General features: G+C 68.2%; 22 protein-coding genes. 19 read left to right on the top strand and 3 right to left on the bottom strand.

Annotated features, from left to right (window positions below; all coding sequences use genetic code 11):
• The first annotated feature begins 28 nt into the window (after positions 1-28).
• Positions 29-457, top strand: coding sequence for a BLUF domain-containing protein (locus AC5P8D_RS05535; RefSeq protein WP_495203151.1), 429 nt, complete (start codon positions 29-31; stop codon positions 455-457).
• A 3-nt stretch (positions 458-460) separates the two neighbouring features.
• On the opposite strand, the gene AC5P8D_RS05530 is transcribed toward AC5P8D_RS05535, so the two are convergent.
• Positions 461-781 (bottom strand): ArsR/SmtB family transcription factor, encoded by a 321-nt coding sequence (locus tag AC5P8D_RS05530; RefSeq protein WP_019338489.1) that lies wholly within the window; start codon positions 779-781, stop codon positions 461-463.
• Positions 782-867: 86 nt separating this feature from the next.
• On the opposite strand from AC5P8D_RS05530, the gene AC5P8D_RS05525 reads away from it, so the two are divergent.
• The 3 genes from AC5P8D_RS05525 (at position 868) to AC5P8D_RS05515 (ending at position 2,835) form a co-directional block, all read left to right on the top strand.
• Entirely contained in the window at positions 868-1,305 is a 438-nt protein-coding gene (locus AC5P8D_RS05525) for a YeeE/YedE family protein (protein WP_049483264.1), read from the top strand.
• The gene (locus AC5P8D_RS05520) at positions 1,302-1,715 is read left to right on the top strand and encodes a DUF6691 family protein (protein WP_049453142.1); all 414 of its coding nucleotides are present in this window, start codon (positions 1,302-1,304) and stop codon (positions 1,713-1,715) included. The genes AC5P8D_RS05525 and AC5P8D_RS05520 overlap by 4 nt, the downstream gene beginning before the upstream one ends.
• 67 nt (positions 1,716-1,782) lie before the next feature.
• Positions 1,783-2,835 carry a linear amide C-N hydrolase gene (locus AC5P8D_RS05515; protein ID WP_495203150.1) on the top strand — a complete coding sequence of 351 codons (1,053 nt, stop codon included), beginning with the start codon at positions 1,783-1,785 and terminating at the stop codon, positions 2,833-2,835.
• Here AC5P8D_RS05515 and AC5P8D_RS05510 read toward each other — a convergent pair.
• Positions 2,832-3,611 (bottom strand): DUF6491 family protein, encoded by a 780-nt coding sequence (locus AC5P8D_RS05510; protein WP_049483267.1) that lies wholly within the window; start codon positions 3,609-3,611, stop codon positions 2,832-2,834. The genes AC5P8D_RS05515 and AC5P8D_RS05510 overlap by 4 nt on opposite strands.
• Before the next feature lie 81 nt (positions 3,612-3,692).
• Between AC5P8D_RS05510 and AC5P8D_RS05505 the strand changes: the two genes are divergently transcribed.
• The 5 genes from AC5P8D_RS05505 to thrC all read left to right on the top strand — a co-directional run bounded on the left by AC5P8D_RS05505 (position 3,693) and on the right by thrC (position 10,597).
• Positions 3,693-4,388 carry a helix-turn-helix transcriptional regulator gene (locus AC5P8D_RS05505; protein ID WP_049483269.1) on the top strand — a complete coding sequence of 232 codons (696 nt, stop codon included), beginning with the start codon at positions 3,693-3,695 and terminating at the stop codon, positions 4,386-4,388.
• Between the two features lie 166 nt (positions 4,389-4,554).
• Complete coding sequence (locus AC5P8D_RS05500) at positions 4,555-5,505, top strand: DMT family transporter (RefSeq protein WP_049483272.1); 951 nt, start codon at positions 4,555-4,557, stop codon at positions 5,503-5,505.
• 357 nt (positions 5,506-5,862) lie between these two features.
• Positions 5,863-8,367: a bifunctional aspartate kinase/homoserine dehydrogenase I gene (gene thrA / locus AC5P8D_RS05495; protein WP_099560676.1), complete on the top strand. Its 2,505-nt coding sequence runs from the start codon at positions 5,863-5,865 to the stop codon at positions 8,365-8,367.
• The gene (locus AC5P8D_RS05490) at positions 8,364-9,278 is read left to right on the top strand and encodes a homoserine kinase (RefSeq protein ID WP_049483275.1); all 915 of its coding nucleotides are present in this window, start codon (positions 8,364-8,366) and stop codon (positions 9,276-9,278) included. The genes thrA and AC5P8D_RS05490 overlap by 4 nt, the downstream gene beginning before the upstream one ends.
• A gap of 29 nt (positions 9,279-9,307) precedes the next feature.
• A complete protein-coding gene (gene thrC, locus AC5P8D_RS05485) occupies positions 9,308-10,597 on the top strand; it encodes a threonine synthase (RefSeq protein ID WP_049483277.1) in 1,290 nt (429 codons plus the stop codon).
• Positions 10,598-10,726: 129 nt separating this feature from the next.
• Here thrC and AC5P8D_RS05480 read toward each other — a convergent pair whose 3' ends face one another.
• Positions 10,727-11,479 (bottom strand): Crp/Fnr family transcriptional regulator, encoded by a 753-nt coding sequence (locus AC5P8D_RS05480; protein WP_043397202.1) that lies wholly within the window; start codon positions 11,477-11,479, stop codon positions 10,727-10,729.
• Positions 11,480-11,605: 126 nt separating this feature from the next.
• Here AC5P8D_RS05480 and hisS point away from each other — a divergent pair, with 126 nt between their 5' ends.
• From hisS to hisIE, 10 genes are all read left to right on the top strand, one after another.
• Positions 11,606-13,000 carry a histidine--tRNA ligase gene (gene hisS / locus AC5P8D_RS05475; RefSeq protein WP_414614403.1) on the top strand — a complete coding sequence of 465 codons (1,395 nt, stop codon included), beginning with the start codon at positions 11,606-11,608 and terminating at the stop codon, positions 12,998-13,000.
• Between the two features lie 441 nt (positions 13,001-13,441).
• Complete coding sequence (locus AC5P8D_RS05470) at positions 13,442-13,750, top strand: YerC/YecD family TrpR-related protein (protein WP_010482593.1); 309 nt, start codon at positions 13,442-13,444, stop codon at positions 13,748-13,750.
• Positions 13,751-13,783: 33 nt separating this feature from the next.
• The gene (gene hisG / locus AC5P8D_RS05465; RefSeq protein WP_495203149.1) at positions 13,784-14,695 is read left to right on the top strand and encodes an ATP phosphoribosyltransferase; all 912 of its coding nucleotides are present in this window, start codon (positions 13,784-13,786) and stop codon (positions 14,693-14,695) included.
• On the top strand, positions 14,692-15,987 hold the full coding sequence (gene hisD / locus AC5P8D_RS05460) for a histidinol dehydrogenase (RefSeq protein WP_495203148.1): 1,296 nt from the start codon (positions 14,692-14,694) through the stop codon (positions 15,985-15,987). The genes hisG and hisD overlap by 4 nt, the downstream gene beginning before the upstream one ends.
• On the top strand, positions 15,984-17,078 hold the full coding sequence (gene hisC, locus AC5P8D_RS05455; protein ID WP_235651687.1) for a histidinol-phosphate transaminase: 1,095 nt from the start codon (positions 15,984-15,986) through the stop codon (positions 17,076-17,078). Before hisD ends, hisC begins: the two co-directional genes overlap by 4 nt.
• Entirely contained in the window at positions 17,075-18,148 is a 1,074-nt protein-coding gene (hisB, locus tag AC5P8D_RS05450) for a bifunctional histidinol-phosphatase/imidazoleglycerol-phosphate dehydratase HisB (RefSeq protein ID WP_010482587.1), read from the top strand. The genes hisC and hisB overlap by 4 nt, the downstream gene beginning before the upstream one ends.
• Positions 18,145-18,747, top strand: coding sequence for an imidazole glycerol phosphate synthase subunit HisH (gene hisH, locus AC5P8D_RS05445; RefSeq protein WP_012480034.1), 603 nt, complete (start codon positions 18,145-18,147; stop codon positions 18,745-18,747). Before hisB ends, hisH begins: the two co-directional genes overlap by 4 nt.
• On the top strand, positions 18,744-19,478 hold the full coding sequence (hisA, locus tag AC5P8D_RS05440; RefSeq protein WP_317216194.1) for a 1-(5-phosphoribosyl)-5-[(5-phosphoribosylamino)methylideneamino]imidazole-4-carboxamide isomerase: 735 nt from the start codon (positions 18,744-18,746) through the stop codon (positions 19,476-19,478). The genes hisH and hisA overlap by 4 nt, the downstream gene beginning before the upstream one ends.
• A complete protein-coding gene (hisF, locus tag AC5P8D_RS05435) occupies positions 19,472-20,248 on the top strand; it encodes an imidazole glycerol phosphate synthase subunit HisF (RefSeq protein WP_010482584.1) in 777 nt (258 codons plus the stop codon). Before hisA ends, hisF begins: the two co-directional genes overlap by 7 nt.
• Positions 20,238-20,858, top strand: coding sequence for a bifunctional phosphoribosyl-AMP cyclohydrolase/phosphoribosyl-ATP diphosphatase HisIE (gene hisIE, locus AC5P8D_RS05430; RefSeq protein ID WP_495203147.1), 621 nt, complete (start codon positions 20,238-20,240; stop codon positions 20,856-20,858). Before hisF ends, hisIE begins: the two co-directional genes overlap by 11 nt.
• The last annotated feature ends 123 nt before the right edge of the window (positions 20,859-20,981 follow it).

Below are 20,981 nucleotides of genomic sequence, written 5' to 3'. Positions count from 1 at the left end.
TGGGTGTACATCTTGTCAAGGAAGCACCATGCCACTGCGTGCCATCGCCTATGTCAGCCAGGCGCTGCCGGATCTTTCCGCTGAACGGTTGCGGGCGCTGGTCGACGATGCAGCCCGCTTCAACAAGATGGCGGGCGTGACCGGTGTGCTGCTGCATGACGGCGGGCGATTCCTGCAGTACATCGAGGGGCCGCCGGACGGTATCGATTCGGTCTATGAGCGCATCCTGCAGGCCGGCAGCCATGTCGACATCATCGAGCTGGCGCGCGGCCGCCTCGGCCAGCGCCAGTTTCCGTACTGGTCGATGCGCGCGTTGCCGGTGGAAGAGGCGCTGCTGCGCCAGCTGTCATCCAGCGACTGGTCGGGTTTTACCCGTGCCCTCCAGGGCGATCATTCCGCGCCGACGCCGGTGGATCTGCTCGACAACGTCGTGCAGCCAGTCCTGCACGCCGGCTGAGCGTCAACGCGAGGTGCCGCCGCAGTAGGCGGCATGCAGCGCCTGCAGCACGCCCAGTGCGGGCCCTTCAATCACGCGGTAGTGGATCGCCTGCGCTTCGCGCCGGGTCGCGACGATGTCCAGTTCGCGCAGCACCGCCAGATGCTGTGACAGCGCTGATGCGCTGAGTCCGGTCAGTGCCTGCAGTTCCGGCACCGGCGCCTCACCTTCGACCAGGCGGCATAACACACGCAGCCGCGCAGGATGGGCCAGGCTCTTGAGCAGGGCTGCAGCCTGCGAGGCGTGCTCGGCCATGGCGGCGCTGTCGAGCGGGGGGCGGGCCATGGTTGACCTGTGGATTTAGAAAAAGCTAATTTAGAAAAATCTAAATAAAAAGGCAAGCGAATGTACGGTATGGGCGGAGGCAGGTCATGACCCTGCCGTGGGCCGCGGTGGCGGGGGGCGCGTTGATCGGTGCGGCGGCGGTGGTGCTGCTGGCAACCACGGGCCGGGTGGCCGGCATCAGTGGCATCGCTGCTGGCAGTGTGCGTGCCGCGCCAGGTGAGCGAGGTTGGCGTTGGGCGTTCCTGCTCGGCCTGCTGGCTGCTGCAGGGTTGGTGATGTGGTGGCAGGCCGCGCCAGGGCAAGCGCCCCGCGCCCTGCTGCGTGATGCCTTGCCGGCGTGGCAGCTGGTCGGTGCCGGCCTGCTGGTCGGCTTCGGTACGCGGTTGGGCAATGGCTGCACCAGTGGTCACGGGGTCTGCGGCCTGGCCCGCGGCTCAAAGCGGTCGCTGCTGGCGGTGCTGGTGTTCATGGCCTGCGCGATGCTGACCACGTTCCTGATCCGTCACGGCGGAGGCTTGGCATGAGCCGCGCGATGGTGGCCGCCGGTGCGGCAGGCGCGCTTTTCGGCGCAGGCCTGGCGTTGGCCGGCATGACCGATCCGCGCCGCATCCTCGGTTTCCTCGACATCGCCGGCGATTTCGATCCCACCTTGGCCTGGGTGCTGGCCTCTGCGCTGCTGGTCAGCGCGGGTGGCCACCGCTGGGTGCTGCGGCGCGCGCGTCCGTCCTGCGCAACGCGCTTCCAGTTGCCCGCTGCGCGCGGTGTCGATCTGCGCCTGGTGCTGGGCGCGGCGTTGTTCGGCATCGGCTGGGGCTGGGCAGGCTATTGCCCGGGCCCTGCCATCGCCGGGCTGGCGGTGGGATCGCGCGAGGCGCTGTGGTTCGTGCCGGCGATGCTTGCAGGTTTCTGGCTGCACGATCGCGCAGTCCGCTGAGGCTTCACCGCTGTGTCACCCTGCATGGGGTCATATCCATGGATCACGGGGAAAGGAGCGCAACGACATGGCACGGATGAAGTGGAAGGAAAAGGCACTGCTTGCGGTCGCATTGGCCGCCGCAGCAGCACCAGCGCTGGCCTGCACGCGTGCGGTGTACCTGGGCGACAACGGCGATGTGATCACCGCGCGCTCGATGGACTGGAAGGTCGATGTGGCGACCAACCTCTACATACTGCCGCGCGGCATTGCCCGCACCGGTCAGGCCGGCCCGAAGTCATTGGCCTGGACCGCGCGCTACGGTTCGGTGGTGGCCACCGGCTACGACGTGTCGACCACCGATGGCATGAACGAAAAGGGCCTGGTGGCCAACCTGCTGTGGCTGGTCGAGTCGGAGTATCCGCAGCAGCGAGGCAACAAGCCGGGCCTGGCCATCTCGCTGTGGGCGCAGTATGTGCTGGACAACTTCGCCACCGTGGAAGAGGCGGTCACCGCGTTGAAACGCGAGCCGTACGCGATCGTCACCGACAGGGTGCCCGGCGAAGATCGACAGGCGACGCTGCACCTGTCGCTGTCAGATGCCAGCGGCGACAGCGCCATCGTCGAGTACATCGGCGGTCGCCAGGTGATCCACCATGACCGGCGCTATCAGGTGATGACCAACTCGCCGATCTTCGAGCAGCAGCTGGCCCTCAACAGTTACTGGCAGCAGATCGGCGGCACGGTGATGCTGCCGGGTACCAACCGCTCCGCTGACCGCTTCGCGCGCGCCTCGTTCTACATCAACGCCATTCCCAAGGCCGAGGATCCGGTGGTGGCGCTGGCCAGTGTGTTCAGCGTGATCCGCAACACCTCGGTGCCGTACGGCATCACCACGCCGGGCGAGCCGAACATCTCATCCACACGCTGGCGCACCGTGGCTGACCACAAGCGGCGGCTGTACTTCTTCGAATCGGCGCTGACCCCGAACACCTTCTGGGTCGATCTGAACAAGGTCGATTTCGGCGGCAAGGTGCTCAAGCTCGATCTCGGCCCGGACCAGCGCAACACCTTCGCTGGCGATGCACTGGGTCACTTCGTGCCCAGCGCACCGTTCACCTTCCTCGGCGTCGACGGTTAGTTCGACGCCTGGCTGGAGGCCGGGTAGACCGCCTGGATCGCGCAGCTGCCGCGGGTGTACTGCGGCAGCGGGGCGATGCTCTCACTGCGCAGATCGTCTGTCTCGAACTCGGCAGCCATGATCCGATCGCCAGGATTGCCGCAGATCAAGCCATTCTGCAGGCCCGAGTGGAAGCTCAGCTGCGGCGCGCGGTCGAGCTGGCGGCAGTGGCTGCCGAGTTCGACCCGGTAGTAGCGATGGCCACCATTGCGGCGCGGATTGGTCTCCACCAGCATGCCCTGCGGGTCGGAGGACCAAGCGCGCACGTTGCGCGTGGCAAAGCAGTAGGACGGTGAGCCGCCGAAGCTGCGGCGTACCTCCTTGCGTTCGCGGATGGTCACGGCGGGCAGGGTGGCCGTGCGCAGTCGGTCGCTGTCGCGGGCGACGCTGGCGTAGTCTCGATCCTGCAACGGGGTGACCGCGCTGATGGCGCATCGGCGGCCGTCGACCACGACGCGTTCGCTGGGGCGGCCGCAGGCCCAGCCGGCGGGGGCTTCCAGCTTCAACGAGGTGGCAGCGCGGACGCCGGGACAATCTTCGTTGAAGTCAATCCGATAGGCCTGGCCGGAGGCGGCGCGCAGTGCGAGCGAGCGCGGTGAAGCCTGCTCCACTTCCTGTACGCCGACAGCGTCCATGCAGTGCGGAGCCGGTGGCGTACGCTCCTGTGCGGAGGCCGAAGCTGCGAGCATCAGGCCGAGGCTGGTGGCGAGCACCAGGGACACCTGCTGATGGGTCATGTCCTGCACTCCCTGCGTTGGATGACGGATCGACTATAGCAGCGGTTTGCACGGCCGTTGTTACACGCGCACACTGCACGGATGGGCGCCATCTTCCATCTGCGGCACTACGGGCAGGCCACTGGCCTGGACCGCCATGACTACGCGCAGTGGGTGCTGCCGCTGCAGGGTGAGCTGCAGTTCGAGATGGAGGGGCGCGGCGGTCGGCTGGACCTGCTGCAGGGAGCTTTCGTTGCTGCCGGCGAAGCGCATGACCAGATGGCTGACGGTCCCAATGGGTTCGTGATCGTTGACTGTCCTCCGGGCGTGCTCGATGACGGCACGCAGGAGCATCTGTGCCGGCAGCGCTGGCTGCATCTGCCGCTGGCATTGCGTCGGCGCCTGGCCGAGGTGCAGGCAGGGCAGCCGATGCCGCCGCTGCTGCCGCAGTTGCTGCAGGTATTTGCACCTGCTGGCAGTGGCGCGCGCATGCAGGGCCTGTGTGCGGCGGTGCAGGCCGATCCCGGGCAGGCGTGGCCGGTGGCGCGCATGGCTGCGTTCGTCGGGGTCAGCGAGAGCCGGTTGCACGCGCTGTTCCAGCAGGAGTTCGGGCTCAGCCCGCAAGCCTGGCTCAGTGCGTGCCGGTTGCGCTGGGCCAAGCATCGGTTGCGCACCAGCACGGCGCCGATCAGCGATATCGCGCTGGCCGCAGGCTATTCCGAGCAGAGCGCACTGACCCGTGCGCTGCGCCGCGAGTGTGGCCAGACCCCGGCCGCGTGGCGCAGGAGCGCCGGCTGATCTGTAGAGCCGAGCCCACGCTCGGCTGCCCTTATCTGCACAAGGGCGAATCGCAGCCGAGCATGGGCTCGGCTCTACAGAGGTGACAATGCAGTAGCCTCGGTCAAGAGCGCCCAGCGGCCAGCGCTTACACTGCGCGGCCCGTTCTCTCCCCCGAAGAACCCGAATGCGCAACAACCCGATGGCCCTGGGCATCGCCAATGGCGTTGCCGCCGGCGCACTGTGGGGCGTGGTTTTCCTCGCGCCCGCCGTGCTGCAGTCGTTCAACGCCCTGCAACTGTCGGCCGGTCGCTATCTGGTCTACGGCCTGATCGCCGTAGCCCTGCTGCTGCCGCGATGGAAGCGGCTGGCGCCGCGGCTGGGCCGCGCCGAATGGATCGGCCTGCTGTGGCTGAGCCTGGCCGGGAACCTGGTGTATTTCCTGTTGCTGGCCACGGCGGTGCAGTGGGCCGGTGGCGCGGCGGCGTCCTTGATTGTCGGCCTGATTCCGGTGGTGGTCACCCTGGTTGGCGTGCGCGAGCAGGGGGCGGTGCCGCTGAGGCAGCTGCTGCCGGCGCTGGGCCTGTGCGTGCTCGGCGTGGGACTGGTTGGCTGGGAAGCGCTGATGTCCGAGCACCTGGCAACCCCGTGGCGGCAGCGCCTGATCGGCCTGCTGTGCGCGTTCGGCGCGCTGTTCTCGTGGGCGTTGTACTCGATCGGTAACAGCCGCTGGCTGGCGCGCCGACCGGACCTGTCCAGCCATGACTGGTCGCTGCTGACCGGCGTGACGACTGGCGGCCTGGCCCTGCTGCTGGTGCCGATGGCCTTCATCGGCCACACCGGCAGCCATTCGGCGGCGCAGTGGAGTGGTTTCTGGGCGATCAGCGCCGGTGTGGCAGTGGTGGCCTCGATCCTCGGCAACGCATTCTGGAACCGCGCCAGCCGCCTGTTGCCGCTGACCCTGACTGGCCAGATGATCGTGTTCGAGACTTTGTTCGCGCTGCTGTATGCCTTCGCCTGGCAGCAGCGCTGGCCGACGCTGCTGGAGGCGCTGGCAATCGTGTTCCTGGTAGCCGGCGTGATGCTGTGTGCGCATGCCCACCGCACACCGCGGGCGATCGCCGAACATGCCGGCTGAATGCGGAAGTCATGGGTGCTGATGCCGGCTTGGTCTCAGTTGCAACCAAATGTCGGCACGTTGGCCGATGATCGCCGCAGCGGATTTTTGCATCGCAGCACTTGACAGCCGCCCGGCGCACAGTGTTTTCTGTGCGTCATGGTTCTTGATGCCGCCCACGCCAGCCTGATCGCCCCCGCTACTGCGGGCCGTTCGACTGCGCCGGTCGCCACCACCACCATTACCACCACCACCGTCACCACTGCCCTGGTGCGGCCCGTCGTCTTCGTGTAACTCCCGAAAACCACGGCCCCGCACCATACAGGTGGCGGGGAAACTCGACACCTGCATGCGACGGGGCCTCCTGCCGAGGTCTGCATGTCTTCCCACGCCCCCGCCCATCCCGTTGCCCCGGCCGATCTGGCTGCGCCGTCCACTGTCGTGCACAAGTTCGGCGGCACCTCGGTGGCCGATGCCGAACGTTACCGCCATGTTGCCGGCCTGCTGCTGGCCCGTCCCGAATCGCTGCAGGTCACTGTCGTCTCGGCGATGAAGGGCGTGACCGACGCGCTGATCGAGCTGGCCCAACTGGCGGCCAAGGGTGATGAAAGCTGGCGTGAAGCCTGGCATGCGCTGCGCGCGCGCCATCGCGGCGCTGCCGTGGCGCTGTTGGGCGAGCAGGTGGGCGAGACGGTCGAATGGATCGACGCCCGCTTTGATCAGCTGGCCGAAGTGCTGGCCGCGCTGGCGGTGATCGGTGAACTGCCGCGCGAGGTCCTTGACCGCGTGCAGGGCCTGGGCGAAGTGTTCTCCGCGCAGCTGCTTGGCACCCACCTGCGGGCGTTGGGCGAAGAGTGTGCGGTGCTCGATGCGCGTGATGTGCTGGTGGTCGGGCACGGTGAACTGGGCGTGGATGTCGACTGGGAAGCCAGTGCCGACCGCCTGGCCAAGTGGCGTCTGCAGCACCCGCAATCGCGCCTGGTTGCCACCGGATTCGTCGCGCGTGATCGCGATGACCGTATCACCACCCTCGGCCGCAACGGCAGCGATTACTCCGGCGCGATCTTCGCCGCGCTGTTCAACGCCGATGAACTGCACATCTGGACCGATGTTGACGGCGTGCTGTCGGCCGACCCACGGCTGGTGCCTGAAGCCGTGCAGCTGGAATCGCTGAGCTACGACGAAGCCTGCGAACTGGCCTACTTCGGTGCCAAGGTGGTGCATCCGCAGACGATGTCGCCGGCGATCCGCCTGGGCCTGCCGATCTTCATCCGCAACACGTTCCAGCCGGCACATCCGGGTACGCGCATCAGTGCCGAGCGCTCGCCGCGCGGGCCAGTGAAGGGCCTGACCCTGAGCCCCGGGCTGGCCCTGCTGAACCTGGAAGGCACCGGCCTGATCGGTGTACCCGGTACGGCCGAGCGCGTGTTCGCGGCCCTGCGCCAGGCACAGGTGTCGGTGGTGATGATCTCGCAGGGTTCGTCGGAGCATTCGATCTGCTGCGTGGTGCGTGCTGCTGAAGCAGCGCGTGGCCGCGAGGCGCTGCTGCACGCGTTCGCGCACGAATTGTCGGTCGGTCAGGTGCAGCGCGTGCAGGTCAGTGAGGGCGTCAGTGTCCTGGCGGCGGTCGGTGACGGCATGGCCGGTCAGCCCGGTGTGGCCGCACGCCTGTTCGAGGCACTGGGGCGTGCGCAGGTGAACATCCTTGCGATCGCACAGGGCTCGTCCGAACGCAACATCTCGGTGGCGGTGGACAGTGCCGATGCCACCCGTGCGCTGCGCGCGGCGCATGCAGGCTTCTGGCTGTCGCCGCAGACGTTTGCGGTCGGTGTGATCGGGCCGGGCAATGTAGGTGCCGCGCTGCTGGACCAGCTGCTGGCGGCCCGTCCGCAGCTGCTGGCCAAGGCCAATGTGGATCTGCGCCTGCGCGCGCTGGCCTCGCGTTCGCGCATGCGCCTGGAAGTGGATGGTCTGCACGCCGACTGGCGGGAGGCATTGCAGGACGCAGGCGAGTCCAGCGATCTGGATCGCTTCACCGAACACCTGCTGGCCGCGCACCTGCCGCATGCGGTGGTGATCGACTGCAGCGGCAGCGCCGAGGTGGCCGAGCGCTACGAGGGCTGGCTGGCGGCCGGCATCCATGTGGTCACCCCGAACAAGCAGGCCGGGGCCGGGCCGCTGCCGCGCTACCAGCGCATCCGCGCCGCGGCGGCGGCAAGTGGCGCGCGCTTCCGCTACGAGGCTACGGTGGGTGCAGGCCTGCCGGTGATCACCACGCTGCGTGATCTGGTTGATACCGGTGATGAAGTGCTGGCGATCGAGGGCATCTTCTCCGGCACGCTGGCCTGGCTGTTCAACCGCTTCGATGGCAGCCAGCCGTTCTCGCAGCTGGTCGCGCAGGCGCGGTCGATGGGCTACACCGAGCCGGACCCGCGCGATGACCTGTCCGGCGTGGACGTGGCGCGCAAGCTGGTGATCCTGGCGCGCGAAGCCGGCCACGCACTCAGCCTGGAACAGGTACAGGTGGAAAGCCTGGTGCCGGCGCTGCTGCGCGAGGGCAGCGTGGATGACTTCATGGCGCGGCTGGGCGAGTCCGATGCCAGCCTGCTTCAGCGCCTGCAGGACGCGCGGGCGCGTGGCGCGGTGCTGCGCTACGTGGCGCAGCTGGGTGCCGGCGGCGCCTCGGTGGGCCTGCAGGAACTGCCCGCCGATCACGCCTTCGCCAACCTGCGGCTGACCGACAACGTGGTGCAGTTCCGTACCCGCCGTTACTGCGACAATCCGTTGGTGGTACAGGGGCCGGGGGCCGGTCCGGAAGTCACAGCGGCCGGTGTGTTCGCCGACCTGCTGCGGGTGGCCGCCGGCGAAGGAGCGCGCTTGTGATCGCACGTGCGTTCGCGCCTGCCTCGGTGGCCAACGTGGCGGTGGGTTTCGACATTCTTGGTCATGCCATCGCCGGCGTTGGCGATATCGTGAGCGTGCGCCGCATCGATGAACCGGTGGTGCGCATCGATGCGATACGTGGCAGTGCGGTTGAGCTGCCACTGGATGCGGCTGGAAACACCGCAGGTGCTGCGCTGATGTCGCTTCGCGCAGGGCTGGCCCTGGACTTCGGATTCGCGGTGGAGATCGACAAGGGCATTCCGTTCGGCTCCGGCATGGGCGGTTCGGCAGCGTCGTGCGTCGCTGCGCTGGTCGCCGCCAATGCACTGCTGGATGCGCCGCTGACGCGCGAGGCGCTGTATCCATTTGCGCTGGATGGCGAGGCGGTGGCCAGTGGTGGCCGTCACGGTGACAACGTGGGGCCATTGCTGCTGGGCGGGCTTGCACTGTGCACGGCCGACCGCCTGCTGCCGATTCCGGTACCGGCTACCTGGCACAGCCTGCTGGTGCATCCGCACGCGGTACTGGAAACACGCCGCGCACGCCAGGCGCTGCAGGGCAGCTATGCGCTGGGCGAATTCGTGGCACAGAGTGCGAACCTTGCGCTGGTACTCAGTGGCTGCCATCGCAGCGACGCCGCGCTGGTCCGCGCAGGCCTGCGTGATGTGCTGGTGGAGCCTCGCCGCGCCGGCCTGATTGCGGGCTTCGAGGCCGCACGCGATGCGGCGCTGTCTGCGCATGCGATGGGCGCGGGCATTTCGGGCGCTGGCCCCAGCGTGTTCGCCTGGTTCGAGGACGCCGACCAGGCCCGCGCCGCTGCCGCACCGGTGCAGGCGGCATTCGCCGCCGCCGGTTTCGACAGCGATGCCTGGGTGTCGCCGCTGGATGCACCGGGAGCCCGCTTGTGCTGAATCCTTCCCCTTTACTGGATACCCAACCCATGCAATTTGTTTCGACCCGCGGCCAGTCCCCGGCCGTCGGCCTCAGTGCGGCGATCGCTGCAGGATTGGCGCCCGATGGTGGGCTGTATGTTCCGCAGGTGCTGCCGGCGCCACGTGAGCTGCAGGCCGGCGCAACGCTGGCCGATACCGCCGCCGATCTGCTGGCACCGTTCTTCGCAGGTGATGCTCTGGAGGCAGCGCTGCCTTCGATCTGCCGCGAGGCGTTCGACTTCCCGGTGCCACTGCGTGCACTCGGCGACGGCGACCATGTGCTGGAGCTGTTCCATGGGCCGACGGCGGCGTTCAAGGATATCGGTGCGCGTTTCCTGGCCGGAACACTTTCGCGGCTGCAGGCCGGCAAGGACCGCGACCTGAGCATTGTTGTCGCCACCTCTGGCGATACCGGTGCTGCAGTGGCGGCGGCGTTCCATCGCCAGCCGGGCGTGCGCGTGGTGGTGCTGTATCCGGATGGCCGCGTGTCACCGCGCCAGGCGCACCAGCTCGGTTGTTTCGGCGACAACATCCAGGCGCTGCGCGTGGCCGGTGCTTTCGACGACTGCCAGGCCATGGTCAAGCAGGCGCTGGCTGACCGCGAACTACAGGCACAGGTGCCGCTGAGCTCGGCCAACAGCATCAGCCTGGGCCGCCTGCTGCCGCAGATGAGTTATTACGCGCATGCGGCACTGACCCATCATGCTGAAACCCGTCGCCGGCTCAACCTGGTGGTGCCGACCGGCAACCTTGGCAACGCAATGGCTGCGGTGCTGGCGCGTGCGCTGGGTGTGCCGATCGGACAGATCGTGCTGGCCACCAATGCCAATGCGGTACTGCCAGCGTACTTCAGCGGCGGCGACTACCAGCCGCAGGCCAGTGTGGCCACCGTGGCCAATGCAATGGACGTAGGGGCGCCAAGCAACTTCGAACGCCTGCGCTGGCTTTACCACGGAGATGATGCCGAGCTGCGCGCTGCGTTCCGTGCGTTCGCGGTGGACGACGTGACCATCCGCGCCACGATTGCCGCAGCGTATGCGAGCCGCGGCGAACTGTTCTGCCCGCACACGGCGACGGCGGTGAAGGTGCTGCAGGATCTGCGCGCGCGTGGTGCCAAGGGTGACTGGGCGGTGGTGGCTACCGCCCATCCGGCCAAGTTCGAGGCTGTGGTCGAACCGTTGATCGGCGAACCCGTGGCCGTGCCGCCTGCATTGGATGCGTTGTTGCAGCGGCCGGCGCACGCCGAACCGTTGGCCGCCGATTACGCGGCGTTGCGTGAGGTGTTGGCTCCCATGTAGAGCCGAGCCATGCTCGGCTGCTGTTCGCGCACGGCGCGATGAGTCGAGCATGGCTCGACTCTACAATGCGCTTCGCGCAACACGGGTAGTGCCGGCCGCTGGCCGGCAACCCCATGAACTGCGAAACCCTCAGATCAACCCTTCACCGGCCAGCGTGCGCAGCCCGTCCTCGTCGAGGATCTCCACCACGTTCAGGTGGGGCAGGGCGATCAACCCCTGCTGGCGCAGTTTGGTGAAGGTGCGGCTGACCGTTTCCATGGTCAGGCCCAGGTGGTCGGCGATATCGCCGCGGCCCATTGGCAGCGACACGCGCAGGCCGTCGCCACCCAGCTTGGCCTCGCGTGCAGCCAGGCGCAGCAGGAAATCGGCCAGTTTTTCGGCAGGCTGCAGGCGTGCGAGTGCCAGCGCAGCATCCTGTGCGGCATCCAGTTCCTGGCAGGCGCGCTGCAGCAGCTTGCGCTCCAGGTGCGGGAAGCGGCTGCGCAACGCCTTCATCTGTGGCAGCGCAACGCGGCATACCCGGCTGTCGGCGATGGCCTCGATGTCGTAGCGGTGGTGGTCGCTGCCGCTCAGGCCCAGGTAGTCGCCGGGCAGCACGAAGCCGTTGATCTGGCGGCGGCCGTCGGCCAGGGTGCGCACCAGGCGCAGTGCGCCGCCGGTCAATGTATAGACATGGTCGCGCTCTTCACCGGTGCGGGCCAGCGTGCTGCCCATGCTGACCTGCTGCGATACGGTGACCTGTTCCAGCGCCTGCACTTCATCGGGCGACAGCGCCGAGCACACCGCAAGGTGGCGAACCGAGCAGTGCAGGCAGTCCAGCGTGGCGCAGGACGGCGAGGCGGGATCGTTGGTGGCGGGCGGAGCGCCGGAAGGCCGGGACATGTTGCGGGGGCGTATCGCGGGCGGGGAGGGCCTTATGATACTTCAAGCGGCCGTTCGACCTTGCCGGAGGCGGGGGCGCTAGAATGTCGCCCCCTCCCACGTCCCGTTCCAGCAGGAGTTCCGCCCGTGATCAAGCCCCGTACCCCGCCCGGCACCCTTGAGCTGCTGCCGCGCGAGCAGATTGCGTTCCAGCGCATGCTGGACGTCATCCGCCGCAATTACGAGCGCTTCGGGTTCCTGCCGGTGGAGACGCCGGTGTTCGAGCTGTCCGACGTGCTGCTGACCAAGTCCGGCGGCGAGACCGAGCGCCAGGTGTATTTCGTGCAGTCCACCGGTGCGCTGGCCAACGCCGCCGAATCGGGTGACCGTTCGCTGCCGGAAATGGCGCTGCGCTTCGACCTGACCGTGCCGCTGGCGCGCTACGTGGCCGAGCACGAACACGAACTGACCTTCCCGTTCCGCCGTTACCAGATGCAGCGCGTGTACCGTGGCGAGCGTGCCCAGCGCGGCCGTTTCCGCGAGTTCTACCAGTGCGACATCGACGTGATCGGCAAGGACAGCCTGAGCGTGCGTTACGACGCCGAAGTGCTGGCGGTCATCCACGCGGTGTTCTCGGAACTGCGCATCGGTGACTTCAGCATCCAGCTGAACAACCGCAAGCTGATGCGCGGCTTCTTCGAAAGCCTGGGCGTGGCCGAAGGCGAGCGCCAGCTGGCGGTACTGCGCGAAGTGGACAAGCTGGACAAGCGCGGTGCCGATTACGTGCGCGAAACGCTGGTGGGCGAGGGCTTCGGGATTCCGGCCGAGCAGGTCGAGAAGATCCTGGCATTCGTGGCCGTGCGTTCGCAGGGTCATGCCGATGCGCTGGCGCACCTGGCCACGCTTGAAGCCGACGCCGGTTCTTCGGAGATCCTGCGTGCCGGTGTTGCCGAGCTGCGCGAAGTGCTGCAGCTGGTGCAGGCGCTGGGCGTGCCGGAAACCGCGTACTGCCTGAACTTCTCCATCGCGCGCGGCCTGGACTACTACACCGGCACCGTCTACGAGACCACGCTGACCGATCACCCGCAGATCGGCTCGATCTGCTCGGGCGGCCGCTACGAAGACCTGGCCAGCCACTACAGCAAGTCGAAGCTGCCGGGCGTGGGCATTTCCATCGGCCTGTCGCGCCTGTTCTGGCAGCTGCGCGAAGCGGGCCTGATCGACGGCATCGAAGCCAGCAGCGTGCAGGCGCTGGTGGCGCTGATGGACGAGCAGGGTATGCCGCAGTCGCTGGACATCGCGCGCCGCCTGCGCGCCGGTGGCATCAATACCGAAGTGCAGATGGAACCGAAGAAGATCGGCAAGCAGTTCCAGTACGCCGCCAAGGCCGGCATCCGCTTCGTGGTGCTGGCCGGCGAGGACGAGCTGGCGCGCGGCGTGGTGGCGGTGAAGGACCTGGTGCGCGAGCAGCAGTTCGAAGTCTCCCGCGACGAGCTGGCCAGCACCCTGCAGGTCGAGCTGGAGCAGTCGAAGGTGATGTAACGGCCGGTTGGCCGCGCGCCAACACGCCACGAGAACGCCCACCACCCGGTGGGCGTTCTCGTTTCCGGGCCCCGGCCGTCCCGACAGCTCGCGGCCAACTGTCGAAGGCGGGGTGGGTCCGGTTGAGGGGGCGTGAGCCGCATGGATGCGGCGACCGAGCTACATGGGTGAGGGCGCTTTGCTTGCGAAGCACTGCTTCGCAAGCGCCCGAACGCACAGCCGCCAGCGGCTGGGCCGGGCCCCGGAGGGGTACTTGCAGCGTCCCCCTCGACCGGACCCGCCCCGGCAACCCTTGGGATGCCTTCTTTTGACGTAGACGTTGCCTCTGCGGGAGCAGGGCGCGGCCCTGCCGTACCCCAACCCAATCAACGATTTGACGCACTGCGCAAGAATGCGCTAATGTACTAACGCGCTATTACATTGATGCATGGAAACGACCCCGTGAAAGCCCGCCCGGACATTGCCGCCAAAGACCCGAAGGCCGACCTGCAAGCCCTGGCCCGGGCCTTTGCCACCCTGCGCGAGCCTGAGCAGGTCGAGGCCTTCCTTCGCGACCTGTGCACCCCGGCCGAACTGGAAGCGATGGCCGACCGCTGGAAGGTGGTGCCGCTGCTGCAGCAGGGCGTGCCGTACCGCGAGATCCACGAGCGCACTGGCGTCAGCGTGACCACCACCGGACGGGTGGCGCGCACGCTCGAGCATGGCCATCGAGGCTATGCCGCTGCCATCGACCGCCTTGCTTCGCGCTGATCCGCGCCCCGTTCCGAACTTCGAGACCTCCCCATGAGTGCAACCCAGGCAGCGCCGGCACGCGACCGGCTGCGTATCGCCATCCAGAAGAGTGGCCGGCTGGCCGAGCCCGCCCGCAACCTGCTCAGTGCCTGTGGCCTGAGCTGGCGCGAGAGCCGCGACAAGCTGTTCTGCTACGGCGAATCGCTGCCGGTGGACCTGCTGCTGGTGCGCGACGACGACATCCCGGGCCTGATCGCCGACGGCGTCTGCGACCTCGGTATCGTCGGCCGCAACGAGCTGGACGAGCAGGCTGCGGCACGTCGCCAGAGCGGCCTGCCGGATGCCTACCAGGCACTGCGCGGGCTGGGCTTTGGCCAGTGCCGGCTGATGCTGGCGGTACCCGAGGAGTGGCAGTGGCAGGGACCGGCGCAGCTGGCCGGTACCCGCATCGCCACCAGCTACCCGGCCATCCTCAAGCAGTGGCTGGCCGAGCAGAACGTGGATGCAGAGGTGGTCGAGCTGTCCGGTTCGGTGGAGATCGCGCCACGCCTCGGTACCGCCGACCTGATCTGCGACCTGGTCTCCAGCGGCGCCACGCTGCGCGCCAACCAGTTGACCCCGGTGCACAACCTGCTCGACAGCGAGGCGGTGCTGGCGGGCGCGGTGCGGGTGCCGGATGACGCACGCGCGTCGCTGCGGGCGATGCTGCTGCGCCGTCTCGACGGCGTGGTCCAGCGCCAGGACCGCAAGCTGCTGATGTTCCGCGCCAGCGAAGACCGCGTGGATGCGCTGGCAGAGCTGCTGGCCGATGCCGAGCCGCTGGTGCGGCTGCCGGCCGATGGCGGTGCGCTGCGCCTGCAGACCATGTGCCCCGGCCCGTTGAGCTGGCAGCGCATGGAAGAACTGGAGCGCGCTGGCGCGCAGGGCCTGATGGTGTTGAGCGTGGAGCGATCGCTGGCATGAACCGTCTGATCTGGTCCCGACTTGATGAGGCCGCGCGTAGCGCGGCATTGACCCGCCCGGTGCAGACCGTGGCGCAGCAGACCCGCGACGCGGTGGCGACGCTGATTGCACAGGTGCGCACACAGGGCGACGACGCGCTGCGCGCGATCACCGCACGCTTCGATGGTGTCGAGCTGCCATCCTTTGAAGTGAGCGAAGCCGAGTTTGCCGCGGCCGAAGCTGCGGTGCCGGCTGAGCTGCGCCAGGCAATGGTCGAAGCTGCCGAGCGCATCGCCCGTTTCCACGCCGCCGGCATGGGGACGGGGTATGCGGTGGAAACCGCACCGGGGGTGGTCTGCGAGCGCATGCTGCGTCCGATTGGCCGTGTGGGCCTGTATGTGCCGGCGGGCAGCGCACCGCTGCCGTCCACCGCGCTGATGCTGGGTGTTCCCGCGCAGCTGGCCGGCTGCCCGCAGGTGGTGCTGTGTACGCCGCCACGCGCCGATGGCAGCGCGGATCCGGCGGTGCTGGTGGCCGCGCGGCTGACCGGCGTGCAGCGTGTGTTCAAGCTGGGCGGCGCGCAGGCGATTGCCGCGATGGCCTATGGCACCGCCACCATCCCGGCCTGCGACAAGCTGTTCGGGCCCGGCAACAGCTTCGTCACCGAAGCCAAGCAGCAGGTCGCACAGGACGGCGCCGCCGCCATCGACATGCCGGCCGGTCCTTCCGAAGTGCTGGTGATTGCCGATGCGGGCGCCAATCCGGCGTTCGTCGCCGCCGACCTGCTGTCGCAGGCCGAGCACGGCCCGGATTCACAGGTGCTGCTGTTGACCGACGATGCCGCGATGCTGGCGGCGGCCGAGGCGGAAGTGGAGCGCCAGGTGGCCCTGCTGCCGCGCCAGCAGATCGCACGCCAGGCGCTGTCGGCCTCGCGCCTGATCCAGGTCGATTCGCTGGAGGAAGCCTTCGCGATCAGCAACCGCTATGCGCCCGAGCACCTGATCCTGGCCCTGCGCGACCCGCGCGCGTGGCTGGACAAGGTGCAGGCGGTCGGCTCGGTGTTCCTCGGCGATTACACGCCGGAAGCACTGGGCGACTACTGCAGCGGCACCAACCACGTGCTGCCGACCGCCGGTGCCGCGCGTGCCTACAGTGGCGTCAGCGTGGCCAGCTTCCAGAACCTGATCAGCGTGCAGAGCGCCAGCGCCGCCGGCCTGGCCGCAATCGGCGGCTGCGCACGCATCATCGCCAGCGCTGAAGGCCTGGACGCGCACGAACGTGCGGTTGCCCTGCGCATGGAGGCTGCCGCATGAGCGCCGCCATTGATGACGTGCTGGCACTGGTGCGCCCGGATCTGCAGGCGTTCGCTGGCTACAGCTCGGCGCGCAGCGCGGCGGTGCAGGGCGAGGTCTGGTTGAACGCCAATGAGTCGGCCTGGGCCAATCCCGCTGATGCCGCAGGCAGCAGCCGGCGCTATCCCGAACCGCAGCCGTTGGCATTGCGCGAGGGACTGGCGGCGCTGTACGGCGTGACGCCACAGCAGCTGCTGATTGGTCGCGGCAGTGACGAAGCCATTGATCTGCTGGTGCGCGCGCTGTGCGTGCCGGGCCGCGATGGCGTGCTGGTCACGCCGCCGGTGTTCGGCATGTATGCGGTCTGCGCGCGCCTGCAGGGCGCCGCACTGCTTGAGGTGCCGCTGGTTGATACCGAAGTCGGCCTGCGTACGGATCTGGATGCTGTGATCGATACGGCCAAGTCGCGCAACGCCAAGCTGGTCTTCCTGTGCGCGCCGTCCAACCCGGCCGGCAGCGATATCGGCCTGGCCGAGATCGAGCGGGTGGCCGCCGCTCTGCGCGGGCAGGCGCTGGTGGTGGTCGACGAGGCTTACGTCGAGTACGCGCTGCGTCCGTCGGCGACCACGCTGCTGGCCGCGAACCCGAATCTGGCGGTGCTGCGCACGCTGTCGAAGGCGCACGCGCTGGCCGCGGCCCGAATCGGCACCTTCATCGCCGCCTCGGAGCTGATTGCCGTGCTGCGCCGCTGCCAAGCGCCGTACCCCGTGCCGACCCCATGCGCGGACCTGGCCGTGCAGGCACTGCAGCCGGCCGCGCTGGCACGCACCGCCGAGCGCGTGGCCACGGTCATCGCCGAACGCGAACGCCTGTTCGCTGCGCTGCCCGGCCTACCCGGCGTTCGTCGCGTGTACCGCTCGTCCGGCAACTACCTGCTGGTCCGCTTCGCCGATGCCCAGGCCGCGTTCGATACGCTGCTGGCTGCAGGCGTGGTGGTGCGCGACCAGCGCGCCGCGCCACAGCTGGGCGATGCACTGCGCATCAGTATCGGCAGCCCCGAAGAGAATGACCGCGTGCTTGCGGCCCTGTCGGCGCGGAGGGCCGCAGCATGACCCCGATCCTGTTCATCGACCGCGACGGCACCCTCATCGAGGAGCCGTCCGATTTCCAGATCGACGCCTACGAGAAACTGCGCTTCGTGCCGCAGGTGATCCCGGCGCTGCTGAAGCTGCGGGATGCCGGTTACCAGTTCGTGATCGTCACCAACCAGGATGGCCTGGGCAGCGACAGCTACCCACGTGCCAGCTTCGACGGTCCCAACGAGCTGATGCTGCAGATTTTCGAGAGCCAGGGCATTACCTTCCGTGACGTGCTGATCGATTGCAGCTGGCCGCAGGACAATGCGCCGACCCGCAAGCCGGGCATCGGCCTGATGACCGCCTACCTGCAGGACCGCAGCATCGACTGGGCGCGTTCGGGCATGGTGGGTGACCGCATCACCGACCTGCAGTTCGCCGACAACCTCAATATCCGTGGTTTCCAGCTGCGCACCGAACAGTTTGGTGGCGAGTGGGACTGGGCGGGCATTGCCCACGCGCTGGCCGACGCGCCGCGTACCGCCGTGGTCCAGCGCAATACGAAAGAAACGAAGATCCGCGTAGAACTCGATCTGGATCGTGCGGGCGATGCGCGCATCTCCACCGGACTGCCGTTCTTCGATCACATGCTGGAGCAGATCGGCAAGCATGGTGGCTTCGCGCTGGACATCCAGGCCGAGGGTGACCTGCACATCGACGAGCACCACACCATCGAGGACACCGGGCTCGCATTGGGCCAGGCGCTGCGCGAGGCGCTGGGCGACAAGCGCGGCATTGGCCGCTACGGCTTCACCCTGCCGATGGACGAGACGCTGGCCAGCGCCGCACTGGATTTCAGCGGCCGGCCGTACTTCGTGTTCGAAGGTGAGTTCAAGCGTGAGCGCGTGGGCGATATGCCGACCGAGCTGGTGCCGCACTTCTTCCGCTCGCTGTGCGACGCCAGTGGCCTGAACCTCAACCTGCAGGTGCGCGGCGACAACGATCACCACAAGGTCGAGGCCTGCTTCAAGGCGCTGGCGCGTGCGCTGCGTCCGGCGTTGGCCCGGCAGGGCACCGCGCTGCCTTCCACCAAGGGGGCGTTGTGAGCGACGTCGCGCTGATCGATGCCGGCGGTGCCAACCTGGGCTCGGTGCGCTATGCATTGGAGCGTCTGGGTGCGACGGTGCGGCTGGTGCGCGATGCGGACGGCCTGATCGGCGCGCAGCGGGTGATCCTGCCCGGTGTCGGCGCCGCCGGTCCCGGCATGCAGCGCCTGCACGCGCAGGGCCTGGTGGAATCGCTGCAGCGACTGGAGGTGCCGCTGATGGGTATCTGCCTCGGCATGCAGCTGCTGTTCGAACGCTCCGAGGAAGCGGGTGTGGAGACACTGGGGCTGATTCCCGGCGTGGTGCGCAAGCTGGTGCCGGCCTGCGGCATCCGCGTGCCGCACATGGGCTGGAACCGGCTGCTGCCGCTGCGCGAATCGCTGCTGCTGCGCGGTGTGCCGGAGCGCGCCAGCGCCTACTTCGTGCACAGCTATGCGGCGCCGCTGAATACCCACACCGTTGCTGCCTGCGATCACGGCGGCCTGTTCACTGCCGTGGTGGAGCAGGGGCGTTACTACGGTGCACAGTTCCATCCCGAGCGCTCCGGCGAGACCGGCTCGCTGATGCTGCGCAACTTCCTTGAGGGCACTGCTGCATGAGTTTCATCGTCTACCCCGCGCTGGATATCCGCGATGGCCGCGTGGTGCGGCTGCGCCAGGGCGACTACGCGCAGGAAACCTCCTACGGCGACGATCCGCTGCCGCGCGCGCAGGCCTTTGCTGCGCAGGGCGCGCAGTGGATGCATCTGGTCGACCTGGACGCTGCGCGTGCCGGTGGCTACACCCTTGCGCCGCTGCTCGCGTCGATCCGTGCGCAGACGCCGCTGCAGGTGCAGACCGGCGGTGGCGTGCGCGGTCGCGACGACGTGGCGCGCATCCTCGATGCCGGCGCCGGTCGCGTAGTGGTCGGCTCGCTGGCCGTGCGCCGTCCCGATGAGGTGGTGGGCTGGCTGGAGGAATTCGGCGCCGAACGCATCACCATTGCGCTTGACGCGCGCCAGGATGCACAGGGCCAGTGGCAGCTGCCGGTGCACGGCTGGACCGAGAACGCCGGGGTGACCCTGGACGTTCTGGCTCAGCGCTACGCACGCGCCGGCATGCGCCACCTGCTGTGCACCGACATCGCCCGCGACGGCATGCTGGCCGGGCCCAACATCAGCCTCTACCAGCACCTGTCGGCGCTGCTGCCGGGCGTGGCGGTGCAGGCTTCCGGCGGCATCCGTGACGTGGCCGACGTTGCCGAAGCGCGACGTGCAGGCTGCGGTGGCGCGATCCTTGGCAAGGCGCTGCTGGAGCAGCGCATGGACCTGGCGGAGGCACTGGCATGTTGAGCCGGCGCATCATTCCGTGCCTGGACGTGCGCGATGGCCGCGTGGTCAAGGGCGTGCGTTTCCGCGACCACGTCGACATGGGCGATATCGCCGAGCTGGCGCAGCGCTACCGTGACCAGGGCGCCGACGAGCTGGTGTTCTATGACATCGGCGCCAGCCCCGAGGCGCGTTCAGTGGACGTGGCCTGGATCGAGCGCATCGCGCGGCTGATCGACATTCCGTTCTGCGTGGCCGGTGGCATCGACAGCGTGGAAACCGCGCGTCGCGTGCTGTTCGCCGGTGCCGACAAGGTGTCGATCAACTCGCCGGCGTTGGGCCGTCCGGAACTGATCACTGAACTGGCCGACGAGTTCGGCGTGCAATGCGTGGTGGTCGGTGTCGACTCGGTACGCGAGACCGATGGACAGTGGCGGGTGCGCCGCTTCAGCGGGGACCCGGACAAGACCCAGGCGGTGCCACTGCGCACCCTGGACTGGATTGTCGAGGCGCAACGGCGGGGCGCCGGTGAGATCGTGCTGAACTGCATGGACAGCGATGGCGTGCGCCGTGGCTACGATGTCGTGCAACTGCAGCAGGCGCGGGCCCTGTGCCAGGTGCCGCTGATCGCCTCCGGTGGCGCCGGTGCGATGGAGCACTTCGCCGAAGCCTTTGACCAGGCCGACGTCGACGGCGCGTTGGCAGCCAGCGTGTTCCACAGCGGTGCCATCGCCATTCCGGAATTGAAGCGCTACCTGCGCGCACAGCAGATCGAGGTGCGGGATGTCTATTGAAGTCAGGCCATCGCTGGATGCGCTGCAGGCGCTGGACTGGGGCAAGGGCGACGGCCTGCTGCCGGCCGTGGTGCAGGATGCCGATACCCTGCAGGTGCTGATGCTGGGCTATGTCAGCGCCGAATCATTGGCGGCCACCCTGGCGATCGGGCACATGACGTTCTTCAGCCGCAGCAAGCAGCGGCTGTGGACCAAGGGCGAGCAGTCCGGCAACGTGCTGGTGGTGCAGTCGATCAGCGTGGACTGCGATGCCGATACGCTGCTGGTGATGGCACGCCCGGCCGGGCCGACCTGTCACACCGGTGCGGAGAGCTGCTTCGATGGCGCGCCGAAGGACTTCCTTGGCGGGCTGGGCCAGCTGGTGGCGATGCGCGAGGCGCAGCGGCCAACGGGCAGCTACACCACGAGCCTGTTCGAGGGCGGCATCCGCCGCATCGCGCAGAAGGTGGGCGAGGAGGGCGTGGAGACCGCCTTGGCGGCGGTGGCGCAGGATGACGAGGCGCTGCTGGGCGAGGCTTCGGACCTGCTGTACCACCTGCTGGTGCTGCTGCGCGCGCGCGGGCTGTCGCTGGAGGATGCGCGGGCGGTGCTGGAAAAGCGCCATCGTTGAGGTGCGGTAGTGCCGGCCGTTGGCCAGCAACCACCCGACGTCCGACGAATGTGAGGTTGCCGGCCAGCGGCCGGTACTACCATCTTGAAATGCAGCCGAGCATGGCTCGGCTCTACAATACCG

The sequence above is a fragment of the Stenotrophomonas sp. YJH_SMC_101-4 genome, assembly GCF_059370395.1.
The sequence above is the reverse complement of the archived record's forward strand: the minus strand, read 5'-3'. Positions and strand labels throughout refer to the sequence as shown.